Here is a 25,734-nt window from a genome sequence, read left to right on the forward strand (position 1 = left end):
CGCCATGAATTCGCCCGATCCCGCCTTCTCGACTGACCTCGCCGCCCTCGTGGCACGGCTCCGCCTGTTCCTGCCGCCACACTGCCTGCTGCTCGGCGAAGAAGATCTGCGCCCCTACGAATGCGACGGCCTCACCGCCTACCGCGAACTGCCGCTCGCCGTCTGCCTGCCGGAAACCGAGGCGCAGGTCATCGACATTCTGCGCACCTGCCACAGCCTCGGCGTGCCGGTCGTCGCGCGTGGCGCCGGCACCGGGCTGTCCGGCGGCGCCATGCCGCACGCTCAGGGCGTGGTTTTGTCGCTGGCCCGTTTCAACAAGATTTTGCGCGTCGACCGTGCTGCACGGCTGGCCGTCGTCCAGCCCGGCGTGCGCAACCTGGCCGTGTCGGAAGCTGCCGCGCCCTTCGGCCTCTACTACGCGCCCGACCCATCGTCGCAAATCGCCTGCACGCTGGGCGGCAACGTCGCCGAAAACTCGGGCGGCGTGCATTGCCTGAAATATGGGCTGACGGTGCATAACGTCCTGCGCATCCGCGTCGTTAGCATCGAAGGTGAAGTCTTCGAGATCGGCTCGGAAGCCCCCGATGCCGCCGGTTATGACCTGCCGGCGCTGATGATCGGCTCCGAAGGCATGCTCGGCGTCGTCACCGAAGTCACCGTCAAACTCGTGCCCAAGCCCGAACTGGCCCAGGTCGTCATGGCCTCCTTCGCCGATGTCGCCAAAGCCGGCGATGCGGTGGCCGCGATCATCGCCGCCGGCATCATCCCAGCCGGTCTGGAAATGATGGACAAGGCTGCCACCGCCGCCGTCGAGCCGTTTGTAAAGGCTGGCTACGACATGAACGCCGAAGCAATTTTGCTCTGCGAATCCGACGGCACGCCGGAAGAAGTCGCCGAGGAAATCGCCCGCGTCACCGAAGTGCTCAACGCCGCCGGCGCCAGCGACATCCGCGTCTCGCAATCAGAAGCCGAGCGCCTGCGCTTCTGGGCCGGGCGCAAGGCGGCGTTCCCCGCCGTCGGCCGCATTACGCCCGACTATTACTGCATGGACGGCACCATCCCGCGCAAGCGGCTGGCCGAAATGCTCTCGGCCATCGCTGCCATGGAAACCAAATATGGCCTGCGCTGCGCCAACGTCTTCCACGCCGGTGACGGCAACCTGCACCCGCTGATCATGTACGACGCCTCGAAACCCGGCGACTGGGAACGGGCCGAAGCCTTCGGTGCCGAAATCCTCGAACTGTCGGTGGCGCTGGGCGGTTCAATCACCGGCGAACACGGCGTCGGCATCGAGAAAATCAACCAGATGTGCGTCCAGTACGCGACGCCGGAAATCGAAGCCTTCCATCGCGTCAAGGCCGCCTTCGACGAAACGGGGCTGCTCAACCCCGGAAAGGCCGTGCCCAGCCTGCACCGCTGCGCCGAATACGGCCGCATGCACGTGCATCACGGCGACGTGAAATTCCCAGAGCTGGAGCGCTTCTGATGCAGCTCGACGACATCATCTCCGCCGTCAAGTCAGCTCACGACAGCCGCACGCCGCTGCGCATCCGCGGCGCTGGCAGCAAGGATTTCTACGGCGGTTTGCTGGCCGGCGAGGTGCTTGACGTCGCCAGCCATCGCGGCATCGTCGCCTACGAGCCGACCGAGCTTTACATCACGGCAAAATGCGGCACGCCGCTCGCCGAAATCGAGGCCGTGCTGGCCGAAAAAGGCCAGATGCTGGCCTTCGAGCCGCCGCAATTTGGCGGCGCCACAGTTGGCGGCTGCGTCGCTGCCGGCCTGTCCGGCCCACGTCGGCAACAGGCCGGTGCCGTGCGCGACTTCGTGCTCGGCGTCAAACTGGTCGACGGGACCGGCCAAATGCTCAATTTCGGCGGCCAGGTCATGAAAAACGTCGCCGGCTACGATGTGTCGCGGGTGATTGCCGGCAGCCTCGGCACGCTGGGCGTCATCGCCGAAGTTACGCTCAAGGTGCTGCCCAAGCCGGTCGCCGAAACGACGCTGGTTTTTGCATGCGATGCAGCGGAGGCCATTCGCCGACTCAACGATTGGGGTGGCCAGCCGCTGCCGATTTCGGCCTCGTTCTGGCACGACGGCCAGCTCTGGCTGCGCCTGTCCGGCGCGCGGGCGGCGGTTGAGGCGGCCACGGCCAAGCTCGGCGGGTCTTCCACGGTCACCCCGGAAAAACACTGGAATTCGATACGCGAACAAACGCATCCCGCCTTCGCTGCCAGCCCGTTGTGGCGACTCGCCTTGCCCTCGACCGCGCCGTGTCCGGAACTCGACGGCCTGCGCGCTATCGAGTGGGGCGGGGCTTTGCGCTGGTACGCCGGCGAAATCGATGGCGACCACGAAGCGGTGCGCGTGGCCGCCGCCAGCCTCGGCGGCCACGCAGTGCTCTACCGCGCGCCGGAATCGCTGCGCTGTCGGGACGGGGCATTCGCCGAGTTGCCTCCGGCCTTGCTCGCCCTGCATCGCCGCCTCAAAAAAGCCTTCGACCCGCAGGGCATCCTCAACCCCGGCCGGCTGTACGCGGAGTTCTGATGGATACCAAACTCACCGCCGAACTGCGCGCCACCCACGCCGGCCAGATCGCAGAGGAAGTCCTGCGCAAGTGCGTGCATTGCGGTTTTTGCACCGCTACCTGTCCGACCTACCAACTGCTCGGCGACGAACTCGACGGTCCGCGCGGCCGCATTTACCTGATCAAGCAGGTGCTTGAAGGCAAGGCGGTGACCGAAAAGACCCGCACTCACCTCGACCGCTGCCTGACCTGCCGTTCCTGCGAAACGACCTGCCCGTCGGGTGTCAAATACAGCCATCTGCTTGATGTCGGGCGCGCCGTGGTCGAGGCAAAACTGCCGCGCCGTTTCGCCGACCGCGTGACCCGCGCGCTGCTCAGAACCGTGTTGCCCAACCCGGGGCTGTTTGGCCCGGCTGTCGCCCTTGGCCGCGCCGTCCGGCCCTTGTTGCCAACCAGCCTGGCCGACAAGCTGCCGCCCGCCCAGCCGGCCGGCGCCCCGTGGCCGAAGCAGGCCGCCCACCCGCGCCGCATGCTGGCCCTGGCCGGCTGCGTCCAGCCGTCGCTGGCCCCGAATATCAACGCCGCCACGGCGCGCGTTTTCGACAAGCTCGGGATCGAGCTGTTTGAAGAAGCCAAGGCGGTCTGCTGTGGCGCCGTCCGCTTCCATCTCAATGACCACGAAACGGCGAAGAACGACATGCGGCGCAACATCGACGCCTGGTGGCCGCACGTTGAAGCTGGCGTCGAAGCCATCGTCGTCACGGCTTCCGGCTGTGGCGTGCAGGTCCGCGACTACGCCCATATCCTGGCCGATGACACGGTCTACGCCGAAAAAGCGGAAAAAATCAGCGCGCTCTGCCGCGATCCCTCAGAAATTCTGGCCGGTGAGAAAGCCGCGTTACTACCCTTGCTGGCGCTCCATCCCGAAAAACGCGGCAAGCTGGCCTTCCATTCGCCATGCACGCTGCAACACGGCTTGCAGATTCGGGGCAGCATCGAGGTCTTGCTGCAAGCTGCCGGCTACGAACTGACGCCGGTCGCCGACAGCCATCTGTGCTGCGGCTCGGCTGGCACCTATTCCGTCCTGCAGCCCGAACTGGCGAACAAACTGCGCGCCAACAAGCTGGCCGCCCTCAATGCCGGCGGCCCGGCGCTCGCGGCGACGGCCAATATCGGCTGCCTGACTCATTTGCAGGCAGGCAGTATGCTGCCAGTGCGGCACTGGATTGAATTGATTGACGAGGCAATGGCATGAGCCACGAAGTACCATCCGTATTTGAAATCACCCGGTCGCTTGGCGCCGACGATGCGGCCCGCATCAAGCGTCTGCTTGAAAATGGCGTCAAGATTCCCGCTCAGCCGCGCGTCCTCGACGAGCTACGCCAGCTCATCAACCGCAGCGAGCTCGATGTCCGGCTGCTGGCCCGCATCATCAACAAGGATCCGGGGCTGACGGCGATGCTTTTCAAGGTTGTCGGCAATTCGGCCTATCGCCAGCACCAGCCCTTCGATTCGGTCGAAACCATTCTCCATGCCGTTGGGGTCCGTCAAACCTTCAACCTCGTGCAGGCCATTGCCCTCTCCGGGGCCGGCGAGATCAAGAAAAATCGGCGCGTCTACGAGGCCTTCTGGGCGCGTTCGCATGCCGTTGGGCAACTGGCCATGCTGATCGCCGACGAACGGATCGCTGTCTGCAACATCTTTCCCGATCAGGCTTACCTGGCCGGCATCTTTCACGATTGCGGCGTGCCGCTGCTCATGCAGCGCTTCCCGACCTATTGCGCCGAGATGAAACTCGGGACGCCCGGCATCTGGATTGACCTCGCCGAAGAGGACCGGAAATTCAATGCCGACCATTGTGTCGTCGGCTACCTGGTCGCCCGTCACTGGCATCTGCCCGAGTTCATTTGCGATGCCATTCGCTATCACCACGCCATCGGCGAACTGGGCCAGCACGAGGCGCGCAGCATGGTGGCCATCGTCCAGCTCGCCGTCGATATCTACTACCGCGATCAGCGCATCGCCAGCCCCGAGTGGGAGCGGGTAAAGCATGAGGTGCTGCCCGAACTTGGCCTCAACGACGACGCGTTGCCCGAATTTGTCGATATCGTTCTTGAACGATTCGGCGCCGTGGTCGAGGCTTGAGTGCCGGGAATGAAACCAGGGCTGGACACAGTGTTAATGGCTGCTCAATCCTTCCGTGATAAGCTTCCCCAAAAAAAGGGGAATGGATGTCCATAGCAGTCGACGCCTGCGCAGCGCAGCATCAAGGGGATCGCAAGGAACAACAGGATCGCGTCGCGATCCTCCCGCACGCCCGCAAACGCGGCGTGGCACTGGCCGTCGTTGCCGATGGCATGGGTGGTCACACCGGTGGTGCACTGGCGGCCGAGCAGGTCGTGCATACCGCCAAAACCAATCTCGACCAGTTTTCGTCCACCGATGAGAATCCCCAGCGCATGCTCGAAAACGCCATGCGTGAAGCGCACACAATGATCAAGGCGTCGCGCTTCATGAACGAAATGGACCCTCACAGCACGGCGGTCATGCTGCTTCTACAGCCGGGAAAAATCACCTGGGGGCACTGCGGGGATAGTCGTCTCTACCATTTTCGCGGCCACAAGCTGGTCGAGCGCTCAGTCGATCATTCTTACGTTGAGCACCTTGTTACCCTCGGGAAAATCACCCCAGAGCAGGCGCTGACTCACCCCAATCGCAATGTGCTGCTGGCGTCGCTGGGCGGGCAGGACGACCCGAAAATTACGCTCTCCGAAACAGTCGATCTCGTTTCCGGCGATGCCTTCGTGCTCTGTTCGGATGGCCTCTGGGCTTACTTTGATGACGAAGAACTCGGCATGCTGGTCGCCCAGAATTCGGCCCGGCAGGCCTGTGAGATATTGATCGACAAGGCGCGGCGGCGCGCCAATGGCGGCGGTGACAATCTTTCGCTGGCTATCGTCAAACTGGTCCAGGCTCTGCCGGCGAAGGGGACTGTGCGGGGCTGAGGCTTTGTGAAAAGCGGTGCTTTTCTGGGGGTGGTTTTTTTCGGTTAATTGGCTTGGGGTTCCGCCTTGTTGGCGGGCGTACTTTCTTTTGCTTCGCCAAAAGAAAGTAGCCAAAGAAAAGGCGACCCCAAGGTCGGCGCCGGCTTTGCCGGTTCCTTGCGCTACTCGGCAGACCGGGCGGCTGCGGAACTCGGGCTTCGCCCTCAAACAGTCCTCGCCGACTGCCCCCGGCCTTCCTGCGTTGCTCAGCGCCTTCCACGGGGGCCCCAAAGGCGTCCGGGCTCGACGGAAGTAGCGCAAAAAGCCGTTTCCACGGTCAACCGGAAAAAACGGTAAAAAATGAAATCGGCCATTCAGGCACCCCAGCCTCACCCCGGATCGTTTCACCGGGCCCCTTGAGAGGTGCCGAGCAACGCAGGGGCTGGCGGATAAAGGGCGAGGACTGTCTGAGGGCGAAGCCCGAGTTCCGCAGCCCCCGCCAGTCGCGAGTAGCGCAGGGAACCGGCGTAGCCGGCACCGACCCAGGGTCGCCTTCTTCTTTGGCTACTTTCTTCTTGGCGAAGCAAGAAGAAAGTACGCCCGCCAACAAGGCGGAACCCCAAGCTTGTCCGGAACCCCAAGCCAATTAACCGGAAAAACCCCAGCGCCATGAAGGCGCCGATTGGTCCTTCCTACTTGCGCCCAAGCCCACCCAATAACGCCGCAACAACCCGCTTCGGCTTGTGCGGATCGACCTTGGCTGCAGCCGTGGCGGAATCCGGCACATCGCCGCGGGGCGAGTTGTCTTCGTAGGGCTTGCTGAAGTCGAAACCGTCAGCCGCGATCATCGGGTTGCGGCGCGGCGGACGGCGATCCGAACGCTCGTTGCGTTCCGGACGGCTGGTGCGTTCGCTACGTTCGCTGCGCTCGGGGCGTTCGCCGCGTTCCGGTCGCTGGGCGACCGGGGCGACGACCGGGGCGCTGCGTTTTTTCTTGTTGCCCGGGGGATATTCGTATTCCGCCTCCGGCTCGAAACCGGCGACTTCAACCTGTTCGATCGGCCGCTTGATGAGCTTTTCGATATCGACCAGATAGACGACTTCGCGGGCGCTGACCAGCGAAATGGCGTTGCCGGTCTTGCCAGCGCGGCCGGTGCGGCCGATGCGGTGCACGTAGTCTTCCGGCGTGTGCGGCAGTTCGTAGTTGATGACGTAGGGCAGGTCGTCAACGTCGAGGCCGCGCGCCGCGACGTCGGTGGCGATCAGGGCGTCGGTTTCGCCGCCCTTGAAGGCTTCGAGCGCCTTGATGCGCTCCAGTTGGCTTTTGTCGCCGTGGATGGCGTCGGCCTTGATGCCGGCGCGCTGCAGTTCGCGGGTCAGGCGCGAGCAGCCCTGCTTGGTGCGACAGAAGACGATGCACTGGCGAATTTCGCCGGACTTCAGGAGCTTGGTCAGCAGGCCGCGCTTGCCGTATTCGGACACCGGATGGACGCGGTGGGTGATGGTGTCGGAAACCTGGTTGCGGCGGGCGACCTCGATCAGGATCGGCGACTTGAGCATGGTGTCGGCCAGCTTCTTGATTTCGTCCGAGAAGGTGGCCGAGAACAGCAGGCTCTGGCGCTGGGCCGGCAGCATGTTGAGGATGCGCGTGACGTCGGGGACAAAGCCCATGTCGAGCATGCGGTCGGCTTCGTCGAGGACCAGGGCCTGGACGGAATTGAAGCTGACGCTCTTGTTTTCGACGTGATCGAGCAGGCGACCAGGGGTGGCGACGAGGATTTCGACGCCTTTCTTGAGTTCGGCGATCTGCGGCCGGATGTCGACACCACCGAAGGCGCACATGGCGCGGATCGGCGTGTGCTTGCTGTAGGTTTTGACCGACTCGTAGACCTGCATGGCCAGTTCGCGGGTCGGGGCGAGGATCAGGGCGCGCACCGGGTGCTTGGCTGGCGATGGGCTGCTGCTGGCAAAGGGCAGGATGCGCTGCAGGATGGGCAGCGTGAAGGCGGCCGTCTTGCCGGTGCCGGTCTGGGCACCGCCCATGATGTCCTTGCCGGAGATGACGAGCGGGATGGCCTGGGCCTGGATCGGCGTCGGCTTGGTGTAGCCCTCGTCGAGCACTGCGCGCAGGAGTTCTGGCGCCAGGCCGAGGTCGGCAAAGGTGATTTCGGGCACTGCATCGGCAGCGATGATGATGGCGTTCTCGCCAGCTAAGGTATTGATTTCAGACATGGGGCAGGATTATACGCCTACCAGCCCTTTAGCACCCGGAAGCTTGATGCCCGGCCTGAAAACGGATAGCGAATGATCGCCAGGCAGGGCGGCGTTCAAAGATTCGCGGTGAGCTCTTCGAGGCGCTGACGGCTGATCGGTTTGACCAGCACATCGTCGAAACCTTCGGCGAGCAGGCGCTCCCGATCCTCCGGGAAGGCGTGGGCGGTATAGGCCACGATGTGCAGGGGCGGGTTTGCCTCGGCGGCCCGCAACCGGGCGCAGGTGTCTTCGCCGGAAAGGCCGGGCATGCTGATGTCGAGCAAGACGAGCCGGAATGGGTGTTTGGCCGCCAGCGTCAATGCCGCACTGCCGCTCTCCGCCTCCATGACCATCCACCCGAGCTTTTTGAGCAAGGCTGAGGCGAGCAGGCGGTTGGTGGGGTGGTCGTCGACGACCAGAGCGTTACGTTGTTCCGTCATGGCTGATATCCAGTGGCAGGTAAACCGTGAAAGTTGATCCGACGCCGACTTCAGATTCGAGCGTGACCTTCCCGCCCATATGCTCTGCCAGTTGGCGGACGAGCGCCAGACCTAGTCCGGTTCCCCCGTGTTCGCGGGTCAGGAAGTTTTCCAGTTGCTTGAACTTCTCGAAAATGGTTTCGCGGCTTTCCAGCGGGATGCCGGGGCCGGTATCGCGAACGGCAAAGGCAACAGCATGGCGGACACGGCTGATACTGAAGCTGATCCGGCCGCTATCGGTGAATTTGACGGCGTTGCTCAGCAAGTTGTTCAGGATCTGGCGCAGGCGGGTTGGGTCGGTGGTGATTTCTCCGGGCAGGTCTTCTGCGAGTTCGAGGTCGAACTGCAAGCCTTTTGCCGCGGCGCTTACCTGATGCACGGCCGCGCTTTCGGTGACGACGTCGGCGAGCGAGATGACCACCTTGTTGAAGCGCATTTCGCCTGATTCGATCTTGGCGAGATCGAGAATTTCATTGACCAGGTTGAGCAGGTGGCCGCCGCTCTGCTCGATGATTTCGACGTAGCCACGATGTTCGGTGTCGTCGAGTTCGCTTTTGAGCAGCTCGGCAAAGCCGAGGATGCCGTTGAGCGGGGTGCGCAGTTCGTGCGACATGGTGGCCAGGAAGGCGGATTTTTGCCGGCTGGCTTCCTCTGCTTTTTCCCTCGCTTCTTCGAGTCGATTGAAGGACTCTTCGACCGAGTCGGCCATCCGGTTGAAGGAGCGGGAAAGTTCGCCCATTTCGTCGGAGGAGCCGACATCCAGACGGCGTTTCCGGTCGCCTTCCTGGAAGGCGTGGATGCCGGTGATCATTGCCGTAATACGCCGGGTCAGTAGCCCGGCCATCCAGATGGCAATGCCGATGACGATGGCCACCATGAGCAGCGTCGAGGTCCACAGGCCGATGCCGGTCGAGGTCAGGCTTGCGGCGATATGGTCGAGCAGTTCGCCACGCTGGATGCTCAGGCTGGCATCATTTTCTTCGACGAGCTGGTTGATCCGGCCTGCCGTATCGGTTGCCGCCTTGTGGAATTCATCGACATTGGCGCCGATGGTGACAAAGCCGAAACCCTGTGGCGACTTGCTGTACTGGCCGGTGTAATAAGGAATGGCGGCAGCCGTGGTCAGTTTCCACAGGCCGGAGAAGAAAATGACGAAGGAGCCCGAGCCGCCATGCTCGGTCAGCGCGTTCCAGCCGTCGCATTGCGGCGAAAAATTCAGGTAGCGACAGTCAAGGCCGACCGTGCCGGCCTTGACCAGTTCTTTGGCGGGCTTGAGCTTGAGGTTCTGGTTGCGAAAGGCTGGAACGCCGGCGAGAAATTCATGGGCCGGTTTGTCGCTGGCCTGCCATTCAGCGTACAGCTCGGCGTCCATCCACGGCGTTGCCGGCAGGCCGGTCTGCGGATCGTAGCCGACGATGAAGTAGTCGCGTGGGTGGGAAATCGAGCGGCTCTTGTAATCCCAGATGAAGGCGTAATTGCCCTTGATGGCGTCGGCGATCGGCGTGTAGCGCTCGTCGGTCGGCATCAGGCGGTCGGAGAATTGACGGATGTGGTCGTGATCGAGGGCGAGCGTGACGTAGCCGACAGTCTGGCCGCCCCTGACGACCGGCATGGCCCAGCGGACAATGCCGCGGAAGCGCTTGCCGATCGGGTTTTCGGTGCCGGCATAGGCCGACTCTTCCGGCGTGAAAGGTTTGCCGGCTTTTTCCAGGGCGGCTGGCAGGTAGGGGCCGATGGCCTGCGTCGGAACGTAGGCGCCGATGACGTCGGATACGTAGATTTCGCCGGCCTTGAGTTTTTTCAGTTCAGCAAAATAGGTTTCTGCCTTGACGAAGGTATTCCTGCGGCCGACGACGTTTTTAAGCCTTTTTTCGGTCAGTTGGCCGGTCGTGACCTTGATCTTTTCGTTGCCGTCGAGATCGACGAAGGTCATTTCGACGAATAGCGGCCGTCGTTCGCTTTCCCCGAAATACTCCGGCGGGCGGGCGTGGAAATCCCTGGCGTTGTCCGGCAGAACCGGACGGGTGACCTTGGCCTCGCGGACGACTGGCGTTTCGGGTACCCACGATTGGCCATCGTCGGCCAGCTTCCATGGACCATGTTGATAGATCGGCCGGCTCCGTTCGCTCAGGAACCGGCGGAAAGCCGCCTCTGAGGGCTCCAGTCTGGCGGCTTGCCGGATGTCGCTGTCGCGGTCATGCAGGAAAGTGGCAATTTCCTTGGCGGCGTCCGTGGTCAGCGCTTCGATGGCTTCGCGCGAGCGCTGGTCGAGGGCGCGAATGGAGTCATCGGTAACGGTCTTGCCGACCGTTTTGATCGTCGAGAGCATGGCGTCGGCCATGCTGCCTGCCTTCGTGGAAACGTCTTCGCCCAGCTGGGTGGTGGCGTACCAGGCAAATCCGGCCAGCAAAAGCAGCGGAACAACCTTGATCAGCACGAAAATGCCGATCAGCTTGCCGCGAATACCGCCCAGAAAAGCTGGAAATTTCATGTCGCCTGCCTTCCGGACGGATTCGACGAGGGATTCCTGCTGCTTAGTGTTTCTCGGCCTTTGGCTCGGATTCGGCCTTGGCTTCGCTCTTCGACTCTGTCTTGGCTTCAGCCTTGGGTTCGCTTTCGCTGGCAGCCTCCGCGGCTTTCTTCCTTTTCTTGCTGCCCGGTCCTTCTGGCGGGGGAAGTTGTGGCACGATGGTTTCCAGCTTGTTCTCGCGCATGTATTCGTCCATCTCGCGCCAGCCGGTGTAGATGCCAGCCTTGGGCAGCCAGCTGTAGATCGAATAGCAGTCCTCGATGGCGCGGCCGGACTGGCGACAGGCGCTACCGACCGCCTTCGCTTCCTGTTCTGTCTTGGCTTCCTTCTTGGCCGGATCTTCAAGGCCGAGCTTCTGGTTCACCTGCTCACAGGCGCTCAATCCAAGGATGGCGAGAATAAGAAAAATTCGCTTGATCATGCGCTGGATTTTCGCATATTTGCGAAAAGTGTGGGGCCTGTGTGGTGGCGCTCGGCTTTATAATTTAGGTCTTTAAGAATAGCTGGAGTATCCATGTCGCATTGCCTTCGTCCCCTGACCGTCGCCATCACACTGGCCCTGGCCTGTTCTGCTGTCCAGGCCAAACCGGCCAAGCCCGTGGCCAAACCGGCGGAGCCGGCGGTTTCTGCCGAATTCGAGCTGGCCCACAATCTTGGCGCGGCGGGTGAGGAGCGTTTGCAGGCGATTGTCGATCGCTTCAACAAGGAGTCGGGCAGCGCGCTCAAGCTGGTGCGTCTGGAAAAAGGCGACAAGCCGGCGATGCTCAACCTGATGCGCCGCTACGATATGAGCGATGTCCTGAGCCAGCCAAAAGCCTTCGTGCCTTTGCATCAAATGATGGCCAAGGCCGGCCAGCCGCTCAAGTTCGGCGAGCTGTCGGGCGATCTGAAGGCCGGTGTGGTCGATGCCAAGGGCAAAGTCGTTGCCCTGCCGGTGCTTTATTCCACCCCGGTGCTGTTCTACAACAAGAATGCTTTCCGCAAGGCCAAGCTCGACCCCGAGCAGCCGCCGAAGACCTGGTTCGAGATGCAGGGCATGCTCGACAAGCTGCAGGACGCCGGCTACGCCTGTCCCTACACCTCGTCGTGGCCGGTCTGGGTGCACGTTGACAACGTCAGCGCCATTTCCGGTGTGCCGGCAGCGACCGACAAGGGCCAGCTGACCTTCAACGGTCTGCCGCAGGTCAAGCATCTGGCGATGATGGCGACGTGGAGCAAGGCTAATTATTTCAAGTTGTTTGGTCGCCGCAATGAGGCCAGCGCCAAGTTCAACGAAGGCGAATGCGCGATGATCACCACCGATTCGCGTGAACATGTCGATTTCCGCGATGCCAAGGGTGTCGAGCTGGGCGTTGCCCCGATGCCGTATCACGACGATGTCTATGGTGGTCGTCAGTCGTCGCTGGCCGATGGGGCTTCGCTGTGGGTCGGCGCAGGTCGGACACCGGTGCAGTACAAGCAGGCGGCCAAGTTTGTCAATTTCATGCTGTCGCCGGAAATGCAGATTGAAATGGTCCGGGTCTACGGTGGCTTGCCAATGACCTCGACCGCCCGCGCCGCGGCGCGCAGCAAGCTGCTGCAGGATGGCGACAAGACGCTGGAAATCGCTTACGCCTCGCTCAAGGGCAACGGCAGCAAGCCGGCCGTGCGCGTCGCCAATATCGACTCGGTGCGTCTCATCACCAACGAAGAGATGGAAGCCGTCTGGGAAGACAAGAAGCCGGCCAAGGCGGCGCTCGATACCTCGGTCACTCGCGGCAACGCGCTGCTCGGCGCCAAGCCGCTGTTGAAGAAGGCTCAGCCCTTCTGATGGATTTCCCGCTGCCGCGCTGGTTTGCCCATCGCGGCGGCGGGGCGCTGGCCCCGGAAAATACCCTGGCCGGACTCCGGCTGGCGGCGCGCCTGGGGTTTGCGGCGGTTGAGTTTGATGTCATGTTGTCCGGCGATGGCACGCCCGTACTCATTCACGACGAAACGCTTGAGCGGACGACGAACGGCCAGGGCCTGGTCAGCGAGACGCCCGATGCCAGGCTCTTTGCGCTGGATGCAGGTAATGGCGAGCGCGTTCCGCGTTATGCCGAGGCGGTTGCCATGTGCCGCGAATATGGCCTGTTGGCCAATGTCGAAATCAAGCCGGCGGCGGGTTTCGAGCGCCAGACGGCCGAAACGGTGGCTCGCCTGAGCACCAGCCTGTGGCAGGGGGCTGCAGTGCAGCCGCTAATCTCATCCTTATCGCTGGAGGCGCTGGAAATTGCTCGCGATCTGGCACCGCAGATTCCGCGTGGTGTGCTCTTCGAGCAGGTTCCGGCCGACTGGCTCGCTGTGGTGCGGCGCCTGCAGGCGGTCACCCTGCATTGCGATGTCGAGCATTTGAGCGATGACGTGCTGGCCGAGGTGCAAGCCAATGACATTCCCGTGCTGTGTTACACGGTCAACACGAAAAAAGCCGCAGAATCGCTGTTCGAGCGTGGGGTCAGCGCCGTCTTTACCGATCGCCTTGATCTTTTCGTGACCGAAACAAGTGCTTACAAAGGCTTGCATTTGGGCGGCTGATTTTTACCCCGTTTTACCTTCTAATGTTGCTCAGGGAGTTCGCCCTAACCATCAGGAGAAAAAACATGAAAATCGTCAAGACCATCGCTGTCCTTTCCCTTGTTCTGCCCGCTCTGGCCTTTGCCCAGGCCAATACGCCGCGTGTCGATCAGCGCCAGGCCAATCAGGAGCAACGCATCGATCAGGGTGTCGCTTCCGGCAGCCTGACCCAGCGCGAAGCCAACCGTCTGGATCGCGGCCAGCAGCATGTTGATAACATGGAAAACCGCGCCAAGTCCGACGGCGTCGTGACGCGCGGTGAACGCGCCCGCCTGCATCAGGCGCAGGAAGTCCAGAGCCGCCGTATCTATGCCCAGAAGCACGACCGCCAGCACGATTTCAACCACAACGGCCGCGTTGATCGTCCGCGTCGCCGCTGATGCTTCCTGGCCCCCCATGAAACCCGCCGATTGGCGGGTTTTTCGTTTCCACGGTCAACCGGAAAAAACGGCCAAAATTGAAAGCTGTTTCAGGGGCTCAAGTTCCAGCCGCTCCTGCGTTAAAATCACGGATTCCGAATTCAACGCCGCAAGGGCAGCCAGCTTATGAAAAGCGCCGAAATCCGCCAGCAGTTCCTCGACTTCTTCGCCTCCAAGGGCCACCAGATCGTTTCTTCCAGTTCGCTGGTGCCGCACGAAGATCCGACGCTGCTGTTCACCAACGCCGGGATGAACCAGTTCAAGGACGTTTTCCTCGGTTTCGACAAGCGTCCATATTCCCGCGCGACGACTTCGCAGAAATGCGTGCGCGCCGGCGGCAAGCACAACGACCTCGAAAACGTCGGCTATACCGCCCGCCACCACACTTTCTTCGAGATGCTCGGCAACTTCAGCTTCGGCGACTACTTCAAGCGCGACGCCATCACCTACGCCTGGGAACTGCTCACTGAAGTCTACAAGCTGCCCAAGGACAAGCTGACCGTCACCGTCTACGCCGAGGACGACGAGGCCTACGACATCTGGACCAAGGAAATCGGCGTGCCGGCCGAGCGCGTCATCCGCATTGGCGACAACAAGGGCGCCCGCTACGCCTCCGACAATTTCTGGATGATGGGCGACACCGGCCCCTGCGGCCCGTGTACCGAAATCTTCTACGACCACGGCGAAAAGCACTGGGGCGGCCCACCGGGATCGCCGGACGAAGACGGCGACCGTTTCATCGAAATCTGGAACAACGTCTTCATGCAGTTCAACCGCGACGAAGCTGGCGTCATGCATCCGCTGCCCAAGCCTTCGGTCGACACCGGCATGGGCCTCGAACGCGTCTCCGCAGTGCTGCAAGGTGTTCATGCCAACTACGAGATCGACCTGTTCCAGGCGCTGCTCAAGGCCGCCGCCCGCGAAACCAGCGATGCCGACATGGATTCGCCGTCGCTCAAGGTGCTGGCCGACCACATCCGCGCCTGCTCCTTCCTCATTGCCGACGGCGTTATTCCCGGCAACGAAGGTCGCGGCTACGTCCTGCGCCGCATCATTCGCCGCGCCATCCGCCACGGCTACAAGCTCGGCGCACGCGCCGCCTTCTTCCACAAGATGGTGCCCGACCTCGTTGCCGAAATGGGCGATGCCTACCCGGAACTCAAGGAAAACCAGGCCAAGGTCGTCGCCACGCTCAAGCAGGAAGAAGACCGCTTCTTCGCCACCATCGAGCACGGCATGGAAATCCTCGAAGGCGAACTCGCCGCCATGGCCGCCAAGGGCGTCACCGTTTTCAACGGCGAAACTGCCTTCAAACTGCACGACACCTACGGCTTCCCGCTCGACCTGACAGCCGACATCTGCCGCGAGCGCGACGTCACAGTCGATGGCGCCGCTTTTGACGCCGCCATGGCACGCCAGAAGGAACAGGCGCGCGCCGCCGGCAAATTCAAGATGGCGCTCAACCTCGACTACGCCGGCCAGGAAACCATCTTCCACGGCTACGAGTCGCTCGAAGCCAAAGGCAAGGTGCTGGCGCTCTACAAGGACGGCGCCGCCGTCAATGAACTCAACGAAGGTGATTTCGGCGTGATTGTTCTCGACCACACGCCGTTCTACGCCGAGTCCGGCGGCCAGTGCGGCGACCGTGGCGAGCTCAAGGGCGTCGGCGGCATTTTCGCCGTCGAAGATACCTTGAAGATCCAGGCCGCCGTTTTCGGTCATCACGGCATCCTGAAAACCGGCAAACTGGTCATCGGCCAGGAAGTCGGCGCAAAGGTCGATACCGTCGCCCGGGCCGCCACGCAGCGTAACCACTCGGTCACCCACCTCATGCACAAGGCGTTGCGCCAGGTTCTCGGCCAGCACGTCCAGCAGAAGGGCTCGCAGGTCGATCCGGACAAGACCCGCTTCGACTTCGCACAAAATACCCCGATGAGCGCCGAGGAAATCCGCGAGGTCGAAGAGATCGTCAATGCTGAAATTCTCGCCAACGCCGCGACCGACAGCCGTGTCATGGGCATCGACGACGCCCAGAAATCCGGCGCCATGATGCTTTTCGGCGAAAAGTACGGCGAAGAGGTGCGCGTCGTGGCCATCGGCTCCTCGAAGGAATTGTGCGGCGGTACCCACGTCGCCCGTAGCGGCGACATCGGCCTGTTCAAGATTGTCTCCGAGGGCGGCGTCGCTGCCGGCGTACGTCGCGTCGAAGCGATTACCGGGACCAATGCGCTGGCCTGGGTGCAGGCGCAGGCAAGTCGCGTTGCCGGCGTCGCCGCCTTGCTCAAGACCCAGCCGGACGATCTCGCCGAACGCGTCGTCAGCATCCTCGACAATGTTCGTTCGCTGGAGAAGGAACTGGCTCGCCTCAAGTCAAAACTCGCCGCTTCCCAGGGCGATGATCTCGTCAGCCAGGCCGCCGACATCAAGGGCGCCAAGGTGCTCGCCGCAACGCTCGAAGGCGCCGACGTCGCGACGCTGCGCGAGACGATGGACAAGCTCAAGGACAAGCTCAAATCGGCGGCCATCCTGCTCGCCTCGGTGGTCGATGGCAAGGTGACGCTGATTGCCGGCGTGACGGCTGATCTGACCGGCAAGGTCAAGGCCGGCGAACTGGTCAACATGGTCGCCCTGCAGGTTGGCGGCAAGGGCGGCGGTCGTCCGGACATGGCGCAGGCCGGCGGTACGCAGCCGGAAAACCTGCCGGCGGCACTGGCTTCGGTGTCGGCCTGGGTCGAAGGCAAGCTGTGAAAGCGGCGTTTGCACTGATGCTGGTTCTGGCGGCTGGGCAGGGCTTCGCCGCCGAATTGGACCGTACGCCGCTCGAGGCGGCTACGGTGGACGGGAAAAAAGTGCGTCTTTTCCCGAATGGTCGCTGGGAGTTTGTCGATGCCGCGCTGGCGGCCGAGGCACAGAAAGTGGCTGCCGACTATCCCGAAAACAAGACTCGTCCGGTGGATGCTCAGGGCGGCGTTTTCGGCATCGGCCGGACGATCATGCCCGGCGACAAGGATTACAACCGCGGTTCGCTCAACCCCAAGTTGCGCTGATCAGCCCAGGCGCTGGTCGGGCGGTACTTCGCGGATGAATTCACCCTCGATCACCTGATCGCTGCTGCGTGTCGGCTGATCAAAGCCGGTTTGCCGGGCTTCGCGCATTTGCTGCATCTGCTTGCGCATGGCCCGCGTTTTCCACCACAGCCAGCCACCCAGCACAACGCCGACGACGGCAACGACGGCCAGGGCGACCAGCGAGAACATGAAAGCCAATACCAGAAAGCCCGCGCTCAGGACGAAGGCGGCCAGCTTGGCCAATGGGCCGGGCGGGGTGCCTTGTCGAAATTGAGGATTTTGTTGGCTGCTGTCCATGGTCTGGCTCACATCGTGAAAATGGGGCGATTGTAGACCAGTGCAGGACACCATTTGTACGGGAGCTGTCGCCTTTTTGTAACGGCCTGCGCTACTTAAGCCGCAGCTTCCTGCCCAATGCTGTTGGACCATTGCAGCGCCTGGGTCTGGGCGTGGTTCAGCGCTTTCGGGCTAAGCCCCGGCAATTCGCCGAGGGCTACGGTCAACCCGGAAATATCGCCGGATTCGCTGCTTTCGGCCAGGCGGAGCAGGGCGCCGAGTGGGCCGCTGCCGGCGCACAGGGCGTCGCGCACATTGGCGGTGAGACCGAGCGGGGCGACGATGTCGGCGATGGGCTGGCCGACCAGTGCCGGCATCAGCGACATGATGCCGGCCATGAAGGCCTGGTCGGCAAAGCCGATGTCACCCGGCTGCAATTTGCCAGCGAGCAGTTCCATGAGTCGGCCGCGGGTGGCGGACAGGAGGAGCAGCGGGTTGCTCGTGCCACTCGGGTTGCCGGCCGAGAAAACCAGCAGTTGCAACCAGCGTTGCAGTTGGCGGCGGCCGAGGACGGTGATGGCATGGCCGAGCGAAGTGATTTTTTCGCTGCTGCCTGAGCCGACCGAATTGGTCATGCGCAGCAGGTTGATGGTCAAACCGGGTTCAGGCTTGAGCGCGGTTTCGATTTCCGACGTTGGCGCATCGCCGAGCAGCAGCCCCATGAGTTTCATGAGCGAAATCTGCGAATGATCGAGCTTCTTGCCGGAAATGATCGTCGGCTTGGCGAAATAGTAGCCTTGGAACAGCGTGAAGCCCAGTTTCAGACATTGTTCCATCTGCTCGCGCGAATCGACTTTTTCGGCCAGCAATTGCTTGCCCATCGGCTTCAGTTTCATGACCAGCTGCATGAGCTGGATGCGCGACAGTGGCTGGATATCGACCTTGACGATTTCGACCAAGGCCAGCAGCTCGGCGAATTCGGGTTCGAGCTGGATGACGTCGTCGAGCGCCAGCGTAAAGCCGGCCGCTTTGAGGGCGATACAGCGTTCGATGACGGCTGGCGTTGGCGGGACGGTTTCGAGGATTTCGAGAACGACAGAGTGGCGCGGCAGCAACTCGAGCAGGTCGCTGAACAGGAAGGCTTCGTCGACATTGATGAAGCCGCGATATTCGCCCAGCGCCGCTTCGACGCCGAGCTCGGTAAAAGCATTGGCGATGACCGTGGCGGTAGCCTGCACGCCGCAGGTGATGTCGGCGAAATTGCGGCTACCGCTGCGGAAAAGCAGTTCGTAAGCGAAAAGCTGCTGATTGCGGTCCAGAATGGGCTGGCGCCCTAGAAATAGCTGGTCGGCGGCGTTTTCGCTCACGAATTTCCTTTAAAACGGCAGTTGAATCCCCGGCCAGACTGCATTGAGGGCCTGACGGAAATCGGCCTGGATGCGTTCGAGCGCGACGGCATTATCGGCTTCGAAACGCAGCACCACCACCGGTGTCGTGTTCGACGGGCGGGCCAGACCGAAGCCGTCTGCGTATTCTACGCGTACGCCGTCGATGGTGATGATCTCCTCGGCGCCAGTGAATTTGCCGTCGGCCTTGAGCTTGTCGATCAGCGTGAAGGGCTCACCCTCGGCCATCTTGATGTTGAGTTCCGGCGTCGACGGCGAATTCGGCAAGTTTTTCAGAACCGGATTGGCGTTGGCTGCCTGGCTGAGAATTTCGAGCAGGCGGGCGCCCGTATAGAGACCGTCGTCGAAGCCGTACCAGCGTTCCTTGAAGAAGGTGTGGCCGGACATTTCGCCGGCCAGCGGGGCGCCGGTTTCGCGCAGTTTGGCCTTGACCAGGGCGTGGCCGGTGTTCCACATGAGCGGCACGCCGCCGTGTTGCTTGATCCACGGGGCGAGCAGGCGCGTGCATTTGACGTCGTAAATGACCGTGCCACCGGGCACGCGCGACAGCACGTCGGCGGCGAAGAGCATGAGCTGGCGGTCCGGGAAGATGATTTCGCCGTCCTTGGTCACGACGCCGAGGCGGTCGCCGTCGCCGTCGAAGGCAATGCCGATTTCAGCGTCGGTTTCCTGGAGGGCCTTGATCACGTCGGCCAGGTTTTCCGGCTTGGACGGGTCCGGGTGGTGGTTCGGGAAATTGCCATCGACTTCGCAGAACAGCGGCACGATGTCGCAGCCGAGGCCCTTGAAGAGCTCAGGGGCAATCGCGCCGGCGACGCCGTTGCCGCAATCCATGACGATCTTCATCGGGCGGGCTAGCTTGACGTCGCCGATGATCTTCTCGACGTACGCGCCGAGGACGTCGGCCGAACTGCGCGCGCCCTGGCCGTGCTTGAGGTTGCCGGCTTCGATGCGTTTTTTGAGGTCCTGGATGGCGTCGAGGGCCAGCGTGTTGCCGCCGATGACCATCTTGAGGCCGTTGTAGTCGGGCGGGTTGTGGCTGCCGGTGACCGAGACGCAGGAATGAACGCCCAGTTCGTAGGCGGCGAAGTAGGTGACCGGGGTCGGCACGCAGCCGACGTCGATGGCGTCGCAACCGGCGGCGCAGATGCCGTCCATCAGTGCGCTAGCTAGTTCGGGGCCGGACAGGCGACCGTCACGGCCGACGGCGATGGCCTTCTGGCCTTGCTCGACGGCCAGCGAACCGAGGGCGTGGCCGATCTGGCGCACGACGTCGGCGGTCAGCGATTTATCGACGATGCCGCGAATGTCGTAGGCCTTGAAAATTTCAGCAGGAAGTTGGCTCATGGTTGTCCAGTCAGGAGGGTTTGTGCGGGAAACGGGCGAATGATACGTTGGTCTCGTTGCAGGAACTTTGCATTGGCGCCGCGCTGCCCGAATGTCATTAATTTATGACGTTTCAAAAAGGAAGAAGTGTAAAAGCCTTTGCGGTAGCCAGTCCAGATTTCCCGGAAAAGAACCTGTGACAAATCCCACATGGCCGCCGCTTTCGGGCTGTTCGAGGCGGACGAAGGGGCTGACGTCGGCGGCAGTCGGCAGATGGCGCGATGGCAAAAAAGGGTCATTTTTCGGGTTGACCGTGAGAGCTGGCACGGCGATCGATTTCAGCCACGGTTTGGCCGAGGCGCGTCGCCAGTAGTCGTCGGCGCCGGCAAAACCGTGGATGGGGGCGGTCACTGCGTCGTCGAATTCGTAGAGATTGATCGCCCGGCGCATAAGGGTTTCGTCGAAAAGACCGGGGAACTGCTGCAGGCGGCTGGCCGAGATGGCTTTCAGCGTGGTCAGGAAGTGGCGGGTGTAAATCCGGTTGAAACCGTTGGCCAGATGGTGGCCGCAGGCGGCGAGGTCGAGCGGGGGGCAGAAGGCGGCGACGCCGGTGACCAGTTCGCTGGCTGCGCTGCCACGTTCGCCGGCCCATTTGAGGAGGGCGTTGCCGCCGAGCGAAACGCCGGCGGCGTGGAGCTTGCGGCCGCCGTTGGCGGCGTGAAGGCGGCGCAGGATCCAGTCGATTTCTTCGGCGTCGCCGGAATGGTAGGCGCGTGGCCGGCAGTTCAGTTCGCCCGAGCAGCCGCGGAAATGCGGCAGGGCGAGACGCCAGCCGGCGGCCTTGCAGGCGTGGGCGGTCGAGATGGCGTAATGGCTGCGCGCGCTGCCTTCGAGGCCGTGGAATAGGACGAGTAGTGGTGAGTCTGCCGGGCCGTCAAGGTGATCGACGTCGATGAAATCGCCATCGGGCGTTTCCCAGCGTTCGCGGCGCAGTTTGAGCGGGCGCGGCTTGATGAGCAGCGGCCACAGCGTTTGCGCCTGACCGCCGGGCAGCCAGCTAGGCGCGCGGTAGGGTTTCAATGCAGGGTGTGCGGCACGGCCTCGGCCATCGCCTGATGGCCGTCGTCGGCGGCCGAGGCGTGGCGGCTGGCCAGGCGCCAGCCATGCGGGCCGCGGACATAGACGTGGGTGACGTAGAGTGGGCCGTGCGGGCTCGGGTCGTCGCCGACGAAGAGGATTTCGGTCAGGTGATGGACGGCGATGATCGTGCCGTTCCAATGGGCGACGGGTTCGGCCTGGACGCGCAGGCGGGCATTGGCAAAGATGCTGCGCCAGCTTTCGCGGATGGGGATCAGGCCGAGCAGACGGACGCCGGTCGGATGGACGCACAGCGTGTCGTCGTCTTCGGCCCAGATGAGCATCATGCGGTCGGCGTCGCCCTCGGCGATGGCCTCGTAGAAGGCGCGTTCGACGTCGTCGGGCAGGGCGTAAACGGTCGGTCCGCTCATGCTGCCATCCTCTTCCGGCAGGCGGCGAAGACCTGATCGGGGAGCAATTTGTTGAGGCAATCGAGGTGGCCGAGCGGACATTCGCGTTTGAAGCAGGGGCTGCACTCGAGATTGAGGCTCAGGATGTCGGCGCGGTCGGAGAGCGGCGGCGTGAAGCCGGGCGACGATGAGCCGTAGAGCGCGACAATCGGCCGGTCGAGCGCGGCGGCGACGTGCATGAGGCCGGAATCATTGCAGACGACCAGTTCGGCCATGGCCAGCAGATCGACGGCCTGAGTCAGCGAGGTGGCGCCGCACAGGTTGCGGCACAGGCCGGGGGCGAGTTGCGCGATTTCCTCGGCGACGGCGTGGTCCTTGGGCGAGCCGAAGAGCCAGATGGTGCAGCCCTGTTCGGCCAGCTTTCTGGCCAGCGCGGCGAAATGGGCGGCTGGCCAGCGTTTGGCCGGGCCGTATTCGGCGCCGGGGCAGAAGGCGACGACGCGGGCCGGGCGCTCGATAGCCAGCTCGGCCAGGGCTTTCTGCTGGTCTTCCACGGTCGACCGGATTTTTGGCCTAAAAATGAAATGGCCGAGCGGCTGGCCCGGGGCTTCGGCCAGTTGGGCGAAGCGTTCGACCATGAGCGGCAGGGCTGTTTTATCCAGCGTGTGGCGGACGTTGATCAGGCCGTAGCGCGATTCGCCGGTGAAACCGACACGCTGAGGAATGCCGGCCAGCCAGGGCACCAGTGCCGACTTGAGCGAATTGGGCAGGACGTAAACAGCGTCGTAATGGCGCGCGGCGAGCTGGCGGGCCAGCTTCCAGCGTGGCTTGAGCGACAGCTGGCCGTGGCCGAAAGGGCTGTCAAGGACGTCGCTGATTTCCGCCATGCGGTGCAGGACGGGCGCCACCCAGCGCGGGGCGATGGCATCGAGCTGGAGGCCGGGGTATCTGGCGTGCAGGCGCGCAAACAGCGGCTGCGCCATGATGGTGTCGCCAATCCAGGAGGGGGCGACGATCAGGGCTTTTTTCATGCGAAAACGGCGGGTCGGCGCCAAAAAGCGCGACCCGCCGCCCGATGCTTAGTGATGGCCCTTGGGCGCTTCGCCCGTGAAGACGTACTTGGTCGAGCAGTACGGGCAGGTGACTTCGCCGGTCTTCAGGACGTCGAGGAAGACGCGCGGATGCTGGCTCCACAGCGCGACGCTCGGCGTCGGGCAGTGCAGCGGCAGATCGTGGGCGGTGATTTCAATGGTCTTTTTGTCGGACATCGTTTTCTCCCTGGATTAGACGGTGGCCAGCCAGTCGGCGTGGGCAGCGGAGCGGCCATAGACCACGTCGAAGTACTTTTCCTGAAGCGCTTTGGTGATCGGGCCGCGATGGCCGGCGCCGATCTGCCGGTTGTCGAGTTCGCGGATCGGCGTCACTTCGGCGGCGGTGCCGGTGAAGAAGGCTTCGTCGGCGCAATAGACTTCGTCGCGGGTGATGCGTTTTTCGATGACTTCAACGCCCATTTCGCCGGCCAGCTGGATGACGGTGGCGCGCGTGATGCCTTCGAGGCAGGCCGTCAGGTCCGGTGTGTAGAGCTTGCCGTTCTTGACGATGAAAACGTTTTCGCCGGCGCCTTCGCAGACGTAGCCTTCCGGATCAAGCAGCAGGGCTTCGTCGTAGCCGTCGGTCGTCGCCTCGTTGTTGGCGAGGATCGAGTTCATGTAGTTGCCCGAGGCCTTGGCGCGGACCATGGTGATATTGACGTGGTGGCGGGTGAAGGACGAGGTCTTGATGCGGATGCCGCGTTCCATGCCCTCTTCGCCGAGGTAAGCACCCCACGGCCAGGCAGCGATGATGACGTGCACCTTGGCGCCCTTGGGGGAAACACCCATCTTTTCCGAGCCGTAGAAGGCGAGCGGACGCAGATAGCCGGATTCGAGATTGTTGGCGCGGATGACTTCCTTCTGCGCTTCGTTGAGCTCTTCGGCCGAGAACGGCATCTTCATCTGGAAGATGTGGGCCGAACGGAACAGGCGCTCGGTGTGCTCCTTGAGACGGAAAATCGCCGTGCCGCGTTCGGTCTTGTAGGCACGGACGCCCTCGAATACGCCCATGCCGTAGTGCAGCGAGTGGGTGAGGACGTGGGTGGTGGCTTCGCGCCAGGGCACCAGTTTTCCGTCTTGCCAAATAAAGCCGTCGCGATCCGACATGGACATGTTCGATTCTCCGTGTTGCGCCTGTAAAAGCCCACAATTCTAGCCGAAATCAGACGTTAAAATAACGCTTTTGCCGATAGAGCCTTGCCATGGTCTGGAAACCCCACGTTACCGTCGCCGCCGTTGTCCAGCGCGATGGCAAATTCCTTCTGGTCGAGGAAGAAACCGAGGCCGGACTGGCCTTCAACCAGCCGGCCGGCCATCTCGAAGAGGGCGAGTCGCTGATCGATGCCGTGGCCCGCGAGGCGCTCGAAGAAACGGCCTACCACTTCAAACCGACGCATCTGGTCGGCGTCTATAACTGGACGCATCCGACCAAGGACGATACGACCTACCTGCGCTTCGCCTTTGCCGGCGAATTGCGCGGTTACGAGGCGGGTCGGCCGCTTGATGACGGCATTGTCGCGGCGCGCTGGCTGACGCTTGACGAGGTCAGGGCGACACAGGAAAAGCACCGCAGCCCGCTGATCCTGCGCTGTATCGAGGATTTCTTGGCCGGCAAGAGTTGTCCGCTCGATCTGCTCGTTCATTTCGACTGATGCGTCGCTGGCTGCTTTCGCTTCTGTTCCTGCTCACGGGCGTGCTGCATGCCGATGAAACTGTGCGCATCTGCTACGGCTACGGTTGTCTGGTGCAGGCGGATATCCGTTACACCGAGGGGCAGCTCGGCGAGGTGCGGCGCATGCTGTTTGCCACGGTCAACCCGGAAAATGAGCGAAAAATGATATCGGCTGCGATCGGGCGTCTTTACGCCTGGGCTGGCGAGCAGTCGGATATCCACAACGACCGCGCCGGTAATTACGATGATGGGCATGTTTCCGGCAAGATGGACTGCATCGATCATTCGACGTCGACGACGCGCCTGCTCAAGCTGCTCGAAGCGCGCGGCTATTTGCGCTGGCATCGGGTTCTTGAACCGGTGGCGCGGGATGTCGCGACGGTGTTTTTCGTGCACTGGTCGGCGGTGATCGAGGAAAAAACGGTTGGCGAAGCGCCACGCTTCGCCGTCGATAGCTGGTTCGTCGATAATGGACTGCCAGCGGTGGTTTTGCCGCTGGGTGAATGGAAGAAAGGGGCTGGGCCCGATGTCTGAAAAAACCGTGGTCGTCGGCTTGTCCGGCGGCGTTGATTCGTCCGTGGCGGCCTTGCTGCTCAAGCAGCAGGGCTGGAAGGTGATCGGCCTGTTCATGAAGAACTGGGAAGACGACGATACCGAGGAATACTGTTCGTCGCGCCAGGATCTGATTGATGTGATGAGTGTCGCCGACCGCATCGGCATTGACGTCGAGGTGGTCAATTTCGCTGCCGAATACCGTGAGCGCGTCTTTGCCGAATTCCTACGCGAATACCAGGCCGGGCGGACGCCGAATCCCGACATCCTGTGCAATTCCGAAATCAAGTTCAAGGCCTTCCTCGACCACGCCATGCAGCTCGGCGCCGACAAGATCGCCACCGGCCACTACGCCGGCGTGCGCGAGTTCAACGGCGAGTTCCAGTTGCTCAAGGCCGAGGATGGCACCAAGGATCAGAGCTATTTCCTCTATCGCCTGAATCAGGCGCAACTGTCGAAAACGCTGTTCCCGCTGGCCGACATCTACAAGCGCGAGGTGCGCAAGATCGCCGAAGCGGAAGGCTTGCACGTCGCGGCCAAGAAGGATTCGACCGGCATTTGTTTCATCGGCGAACGGCCGTTCAAGGATTTTCTGTCGCGTTATCTGCCGCCGAAAAAAGGTGAAATTCGCCGCCTCGATGATGGCAAGGTGCTCGGCGAGCACGATGGCTTGATGTACCACACCATGGGCCAGCGCAAGGGTCTGCACATCGGTGGCCTGAAGGAAAAAGGCCAGCCCGGCGGCGGCGATCACGATGCCTGGTTCGTGGTCGGCAAGGACATGGAAAAGAACGTGTTGTACGTCGTTCAGGGGCACGACCATCGGGCCCTGCTCAAGGATGATCTGGTCGCCGAACAACTGAGCTGGGTTTCCGGCCGGGCGCCGCACACGCACTGGGTTTATACCGCCAAGCCACGTTACCGGACGGCCGATCAGCCTTGCGAGGTCGAGCGCGTCGATGGCGAAAGCTGCGAAATCCGCTTTGCCGAGCCGCAGTGGGCACTCACCCCGGGACAATCGGTCGTGCTCTACGAGAGCCGGGTTTGTCTGGGGGGTGGCGTTATCCGCTGAG

The 25,734-nt window shown here is 62.5% G+C and carries 25 protein-coding genes; 13 read left to right on the forward strand and 12 right to left on the reverse strand.

From position 1 onward, the window contains the following. Positions 1 to 4: 4 nt before the first annotated feature. From KI610_RS06455 to KI610_RS06475, 5 genes are all read left to right on the forward strand, one after another. The gene (locus KI610_RS06455; RefSeq protein ID WP_226497837.1) at positions 5 to 1,486 is read left to right on the forward strand and encodes an FAD-linked oxidase C-terminal domain-containing protein; all 1,482 of its coding nucleotides are present in this window, start codon (positions 5 to 7) and stop codon (positions 1,484 to 1,486) included. Continuing rightward, complete coding sequence (gene glcE, locus KI610_RS06460; RefSeq protein ID WP_226497838.1) at positions 1,486 to 2,547, forward strand: glycolate oxidase subunit GlcE; 1,062 nt, start codon at positions 1,486 to 1,488, stop codon at positions 2,545 to 2,547. The genes KI610_RS06455 and glcE overlap by 1 nt, the downstream gene beginning before the upstream one ends. Continuing rightward, on the forward strand, positions 2,547 to 3,782 hold the full coding sequence (gene glcF, locus KI610_RS06465; protein ID WP_226497839.1) for a glycolate oxidase subunit GlcF: 1,236 nt from the start codon (positions 2,547 to 2,549) through the stop codon (positions 3,780 to 3,782). Before glcE ends, glcF begins: the two co-directional genes overlap by 1 nt. Further along, positions 3,779 to 4,672, forward strand: a complete 894-nt coding sequence (locus KI610_RS06470; RefSeq protein ID WP_226497840.1) for an HDOD domain-containing protein — start codon at positions 3,779 to 3,781, stop codon at positions 4,670 to 4,672. Before glcF ends, KI610_RS06470 begins: the two co-directional genes overlap by 4 nt. Before the next feature lie 86 nt (positions 4,673 to 4,758). Next, positions 4,759 to 5,532 (forward strand): PP2C family protein-serine/threonine phosphatase, encoded by a 774-nt coding sequence (locus tag KI610_RS06475; protein ID WP_226497841.1) that lies wholly within the window; start codon positions 4,759 to 4,761, stop codon positions 5,530 to 5,532. A gap of 671 nt (positions 5,533 to 6,203) precedes the next feature. Here KI610_RS06475 and KI610_RS06480 read toward each other — a convergent pair. From KI610_RS06480 to KI610_RS06495, 4 genes are all read right to left on the reverse strand, one after another. Beyond that, positions 6,204 to 7,676, reverse strand: coding sequence for a DEAD/DEAH box helicase (locus tag KI610_RS06480; protein ID WP_226498519.1), 1,473 nt, complete (start codon positions 7,674 to 7,676; stop codon positions 6,204 to 6,206). A gap of 161 nt (positions 7,677 to 7,837) precedes the next feature. Continuing rightward, positions 7,838 to 8,203 carry a response regulator gene (locus KI610_RS06485; protein WP_226497842.1) on the reverse strand — a complete coding sequence of 122 codons (366 nt, stop codon included), beginning with the start codon at positions 8,201 to 8,203 and terminating at the stop codon, positions 7,838 to 7,840. Further along, entirely contained in the window at positions 8,187 to 10,733 is a 2,547-nt protein-coding gene (locus KI610_RS06490; protein WP_226497843.1) for a sensor histidine kinase, read from the reverse strand. The genes KI610_RS06485 and KI610_RS06490 overlap by 17 nt, the downstream gene beginning before the upstream one ends. A 43-nt stretch (positions 10,734 to 10,776) precedes the next feature. Further along, the gene (locus tag KI610_RS06495; protein WP_226497844.1) at positions 10,777 to 11,193 is read right to left on the reverse strand and encodes a hypothetical protein; all 417 of its coding nucleotides are present in this window, start codon (positions 11,191 to 11,193) and stop codon (positions 10,777 to 10,779) included. A gap of 93 nt (positions 11,194 to 11,286) precedes the next feature. Between KI610_RS06495 and KI610_RS06500 the strand changes: the two genes are divergently transcribed. The 5 genes from KI610_RS06500 (at position 11,287) to KI610_RS06520 (ending at position 16,830) form a co-directional block, all read left to right on the forward strand. Then, positions 11,287 to 12,582, forward strand: coding sequence for an extracellular solute-binding protein (locus tag KI610_RS06500; RefSeq protein WP_226497845.1), 1,296 nt, complete (start codon positions 11,287 to 11,289; stop codon positions 12,580 to 12,582). Further along, a complete protein-coding gene (gene ugpQ / locus KI610_RS06505; protein ID WP_226497846.1) occupies positions 12,582 to 13,325 on the forward strand; it encodes a glycerophosphodiester phosphodiesterase in 744 nt (247 codons plus the stop codon). Before KI610_RS06500 ends, ugpQ begins: the two co-directional genes overlap by 1 nt. 65 nt (positions 13,326 to 13,390) lie before the next feature. Further along, complete coding sequence (locus tag KI610_RS06510; protein ID WP_226497847.1) at positions 13,391 to 13,744, forward strand: hypothetical protein; 354 nt, start codon at positions 13,391 to 13,393, stop codon at positions 13,742 to 13,744. Positions 13,745 to 13,909: 165 nt separating this feature from the next. After that, the gene (gene alaS / locus KI610_RS06515; RefSeq protein WP_226497848.1) at positions 13,910 to 16,531 is read left to right on the forward strand and encodes an alanine--tRNA ligase; all 2,622 of its coding nucleotides are present in this window, start codon (positions 13,910 to 13,912) and stop codon (positions 16,529 to 16,531) included. Then, entirely contained in the window at positions 16,528 to 16,830 is a 303-nt protein-coding gene (locus KI610_RS06520; protein ID WP_226497849.1) for a hypothetical protein, read from the forward strand. Before alaS ends, KI610_RS06520 begins: the two co-directional genes overlap by 4 nt. On the opposite strand, the gene KI610_RS06525 is transcribed toward KI610_RS06520, so the two are convergent. The 8 genes from KI610_RS06525 to KI610_RS06560 all read right to left on the reverse strand — a co-directional run bounded on the left by KI610_RS06525 (position 16,831) and on the right by KI610_RS06560 (position 23,550). Then, positions 16,831 to 17,148: a hypothetical protein gene (locus tag KI610_RS06525; RefSeq protein ID WP_226497850.1), complete on the reverse strand. Its 318-nt coding sequence runs from the start codon at positions 17,146 to 17,148 to the stop codon at positions 16,831 to 16,833. A gap of 95 nt (positions 17,149 to 17,243) precedes the next feature. Next, complete coding sequence (locus KI610_RS06530; RefSeq protein ID WP_226497851.1) at positions 17,244 to 18,494, reverse strand: EAL and HDOD domain-containing protein; 1,251 nt, start codon at positions 18,492 to 18,494, stop codon at positions 17,244 to 17,246. 9 nt (positions 18,495 to 18,503) lie between these two features. After that, entirely contained in the window at positions 18,504 to 19,880 is a 1,377-nt protein-coding gene (locus KI610_RS06535; RefSeq protein ID WP_226497852.1) for a phosphomannomutase/phosphoglucomutase, read from the reverse strand. A gap of 102 nt (positions 19,881 to 19,982) precedes the next feature. Continuing rightward, on the reverse strand, positions 19,983 to 20,939 hold the full coding sequence (locus KI610_RS06540) for a YheT family hydrolase (protein ID WP_226497853.1): 957 nt from the start codon (positions 20,937 to 20,939) through the stop codon (positions 19,983 to 19,985). Further along, positions 20,936 to 21,367 (reverse strand): nuclear transport factor 2 family protein, encoded by a 432-nt coding sequence (locus tag KI610_RS06545; RefSeq protein ID WP_226497854.1) that lies wholly within the window; start codon positions 21,365 to 21,367, stop codon positions 20,936 to 20,938. The genes KI610_RS06540 and KI610_RS06545 overlap by 4 nt, the downstream gene beginning before the upstream one ends. Beyond that, the gene (waaF, locus tag KI610_RS06550) at positions 21,364 to 22,377 is read right to left on the reverse strand and encodes a lipopolysaccharide heptosyltransferase II (RefSeq protein ID WP_226497855.1); all 1,014 of its coding nucleotides are present in this window, start codon (positions 22,375 to 22,377) and stop codon (positions 21,364 to 21,366) included. Before waaF ends, KI610_RS06545 begins: the two co-directional genes overlap by 4 nt. 48 nt (positions 22,378 to 22,425) lie before the next feature. After that, complete coding sequence (locus tag KI610_RS06555; RefSeq protein WP_226497856.1) at positions 22,426 to 22,614, reverse strand: zinc-finger domain-containing protein; 189 nt, start codon at positions 22,612 to 22,614, stop codon at positions 22,426 to 22,428. 15 nt (positions 22,615 to 22,629) lie between these two features. Next, positions 22,630 to 23,550: a branched-chain amino acid transaminase gene (locus tag KI610_RS06560; RefSeq protein ID WP_226497857.1), complete on the reverse strand. Its 921-nt coding sequence runs from the start codon at positions 23,548 to 23,550 to the stop codon at positions 22,630 to 22,632. 89 nt (positions 23,551 to 23,639) lie between these two features. Here KI610_RS06560 and KI610_RS06565 point away from each other — a divergent pair, with 89 nt between their 5' ends. The 3 genes from KI610_RS06565 to mnmA are packed head-to-tail and all read left to right on the forward strand — an operon-like array spanning position 23,640 to position 25,733. Continuing rightward, a complete protein-coding gene (locus tag KI610_RS06565; protein WP_226497858.1) occupies positions 23,640 to 24,089 on the forward strand; it encodes an NUDIX hydrolase in 450 nt (149 codons plus the stop codon). After that, the gene (locus KI610_RS06570; RefSeq protein ID WP_226497859.1) at positions 24,089 to 24,643 is read left to right on the forward strand and encodes a hypothetical protein; all 555 of its coding nucleotides are present in this window, start codon (positions 24,089 to 24,091) and stop codon (positions 24,641 to 24,643) included. The genes KI610_RS06565 and KI610_RS06570 overlap by 1 nt, the downstream gene beginning before the upstream one ends. After that, the gene (gene mnmA / locus KI610_RS06575) at positions 24,636 to 25,733 is read left to right on the forward strand and encodes a tRNA 2-thiouridine(34) synthase MnmA (protein WP_226497860.1); all 1,098 of its coding nucleotides are present in this window, start codon (positions 24,636 to 24,638) and stop codon (positions 25,731 to 25,733) included. The genes KI610_RS06570 and mnmA overlap by 8 nt, the downstream gene beginning before the upstream one ends. Position 25,734 lies beyond the last annotated feature (1 nt).

The organism is Ferribacterium limneticum (assembly GCF_020510565.1).
Classification (GTDB): Bacteria; Pseudomonadota; Gammaproteobacteria; order Burkholderiales; family Rhodocyclaceae; genus Azonexus; species Azonexus limneticus_B.

Excerpts from the sequence above, each read along its gene's own strand:
- KI610_RS06565 (WP_226497858.1), top strand. The coding sequence starts at position 23,640 with ATGGTCTGGAAACCCCACGTTACCGTCGCCGCCGTTGTCCAGCGCGAT.
- alaS (WP_226497848.1), top strand. The coding sequence starts at position 13,910 with ATGAAAAGCGCCGAAATCCGCCAGCAGTTCCTCGACTTCTTCGCCTCC.
- KI610_RS06525 (WP_226497850.1), bottom strand. The coding sequence starts at position 17,148 with ATGGACAGCAGCCAACAAAATCCTCAATTTCGACAAGGCACCCCGCCC.
- KI610_RS06470 (WP_226497840.1), top strand. The coding sequence starts at position 3,779 with ATGAGCCACGAAGTACCATCCGTATTTGAAATCACCCGGTCGCTTGGC.
- KI610_RS06535 (WP_226497852.1), bottom strand. The coding sequence starts at position 19,880 with ATGAGCCAACTTCCTGCTGAAATTTTCAAGGCCTACGACATTCGCGGC.
- waaF (WP_226497855.1), bottom strand. The coding sequence starts at position 22,377 with ATGAAAAAAGCCCTGATCGTCGCCCCCTCCTGGATTGGCGACACCATC.
- KI610_RS06455 (WP_226497837.1), top strand. The coding sequence starts at position 5 with ATGAATTCGCCCGATCCCGCCTTCTCGACTGACCTCGCCGCCCTCGTG.
- ugpQ (WP_226497846.1), top strand. The coding sequence starts at position 12,582 with ATGGATTTCCCGCTGCCGCGCTGGTTTGCCCATCGCGGCGGCGGGGCG.
- KI610_RS06485 (WP_226497842.1), bottom strand. The coding sequence starts at position 8,203 with ATGACGGAACAACGTAACGCTCTGGTCGTCGACGACCACCCCACCAAC.
- glcE (WP_226497838.1), top strand. The coding sequence starts at position 1,486 with ATGCAGCTCGACGACATCATCTCCGCCGTCAAGTCAGCTCACGACAGC.
- KI610_RS06560 (WP_226497857.1), bottom strand. The coding sequence starts at position 23,550 with ATGTCCATGTCGGATCGCGACGGCTTTATTTGGCAAGACGGAAAACTG.
- KI610_RS06495 (WP_226497844.1), bottom strand. The coding sequence starts at position 11,193 with ATGATCAAGCGAATTTTTCTTATTCTCGCCATCCTTGGATTGAGCGCC.
- KI610_RS06570 (WP_226497859.1), top strand. The coding sequence starts at position 24,089 with ATGCGTCGCTGGCTGCTTTCGCTTCTGTTCCTGCTCACGGGCGTGCTG.
- KI610_RS06490 (WP_226497843.1), bottom strand. The coding sequence starts at position 10,733 with ATGAAATTTCCAGCTTTTCTGGGCGGTATTCGCGGCAAGCTGATCGGC.
- mnmA (WP_226497860.1), top strand. The coding sequence starts at position 24,636 with ATGTCTGAAAAAACCGTGGTCGTCGGCTTGTCCGGCGGCGTTGATTCG.
- KI610_RS06500 (WP_226497845.1), top strand. The coding sequence starts at position 11,287 with ATGTCGCATTGCCTTCGTCCCCTGACCGTCGCCATCACACTGGCCCTG.
- KI610_RS06475 (WP_226497841.1), top strand. The coding sequence starts at position 4,759 with ATGTCCATAGCAGTCGACGCCTGCGCAGCGCAGCATCAAGGGGATCGC.
- KI610_RS06545 (WP_226497854.1), bottom strand. The coding sequence starts at position 21,367 with ATGAGCGGACCGACCGTTTACGCCCTGCCCGACGACGTCGAACGCGCC.
- KI610_RS06555 (WP_226497856.1), bottom strand. The coding sequence starts at position 22,614 with ATGTCCGACAAAAAGACCATTGAAATCACCGCCCACGATCTGCCGCTG.
- KI610_RS06510 (WP_226497847.1), top strand. The coding sequence starts at position 13,391 with ATGAAAATCGTCAAGACCATCGCTGTCCTTTCCCTTGTTCTGCCCGCT.
- glcF (WP_226497839.1), top strand. The coding sequence starts at position 2,547 with ATGGATACCAAACTCACCGCCGAACTGCGCGCCACCCACGCCGGCCAG.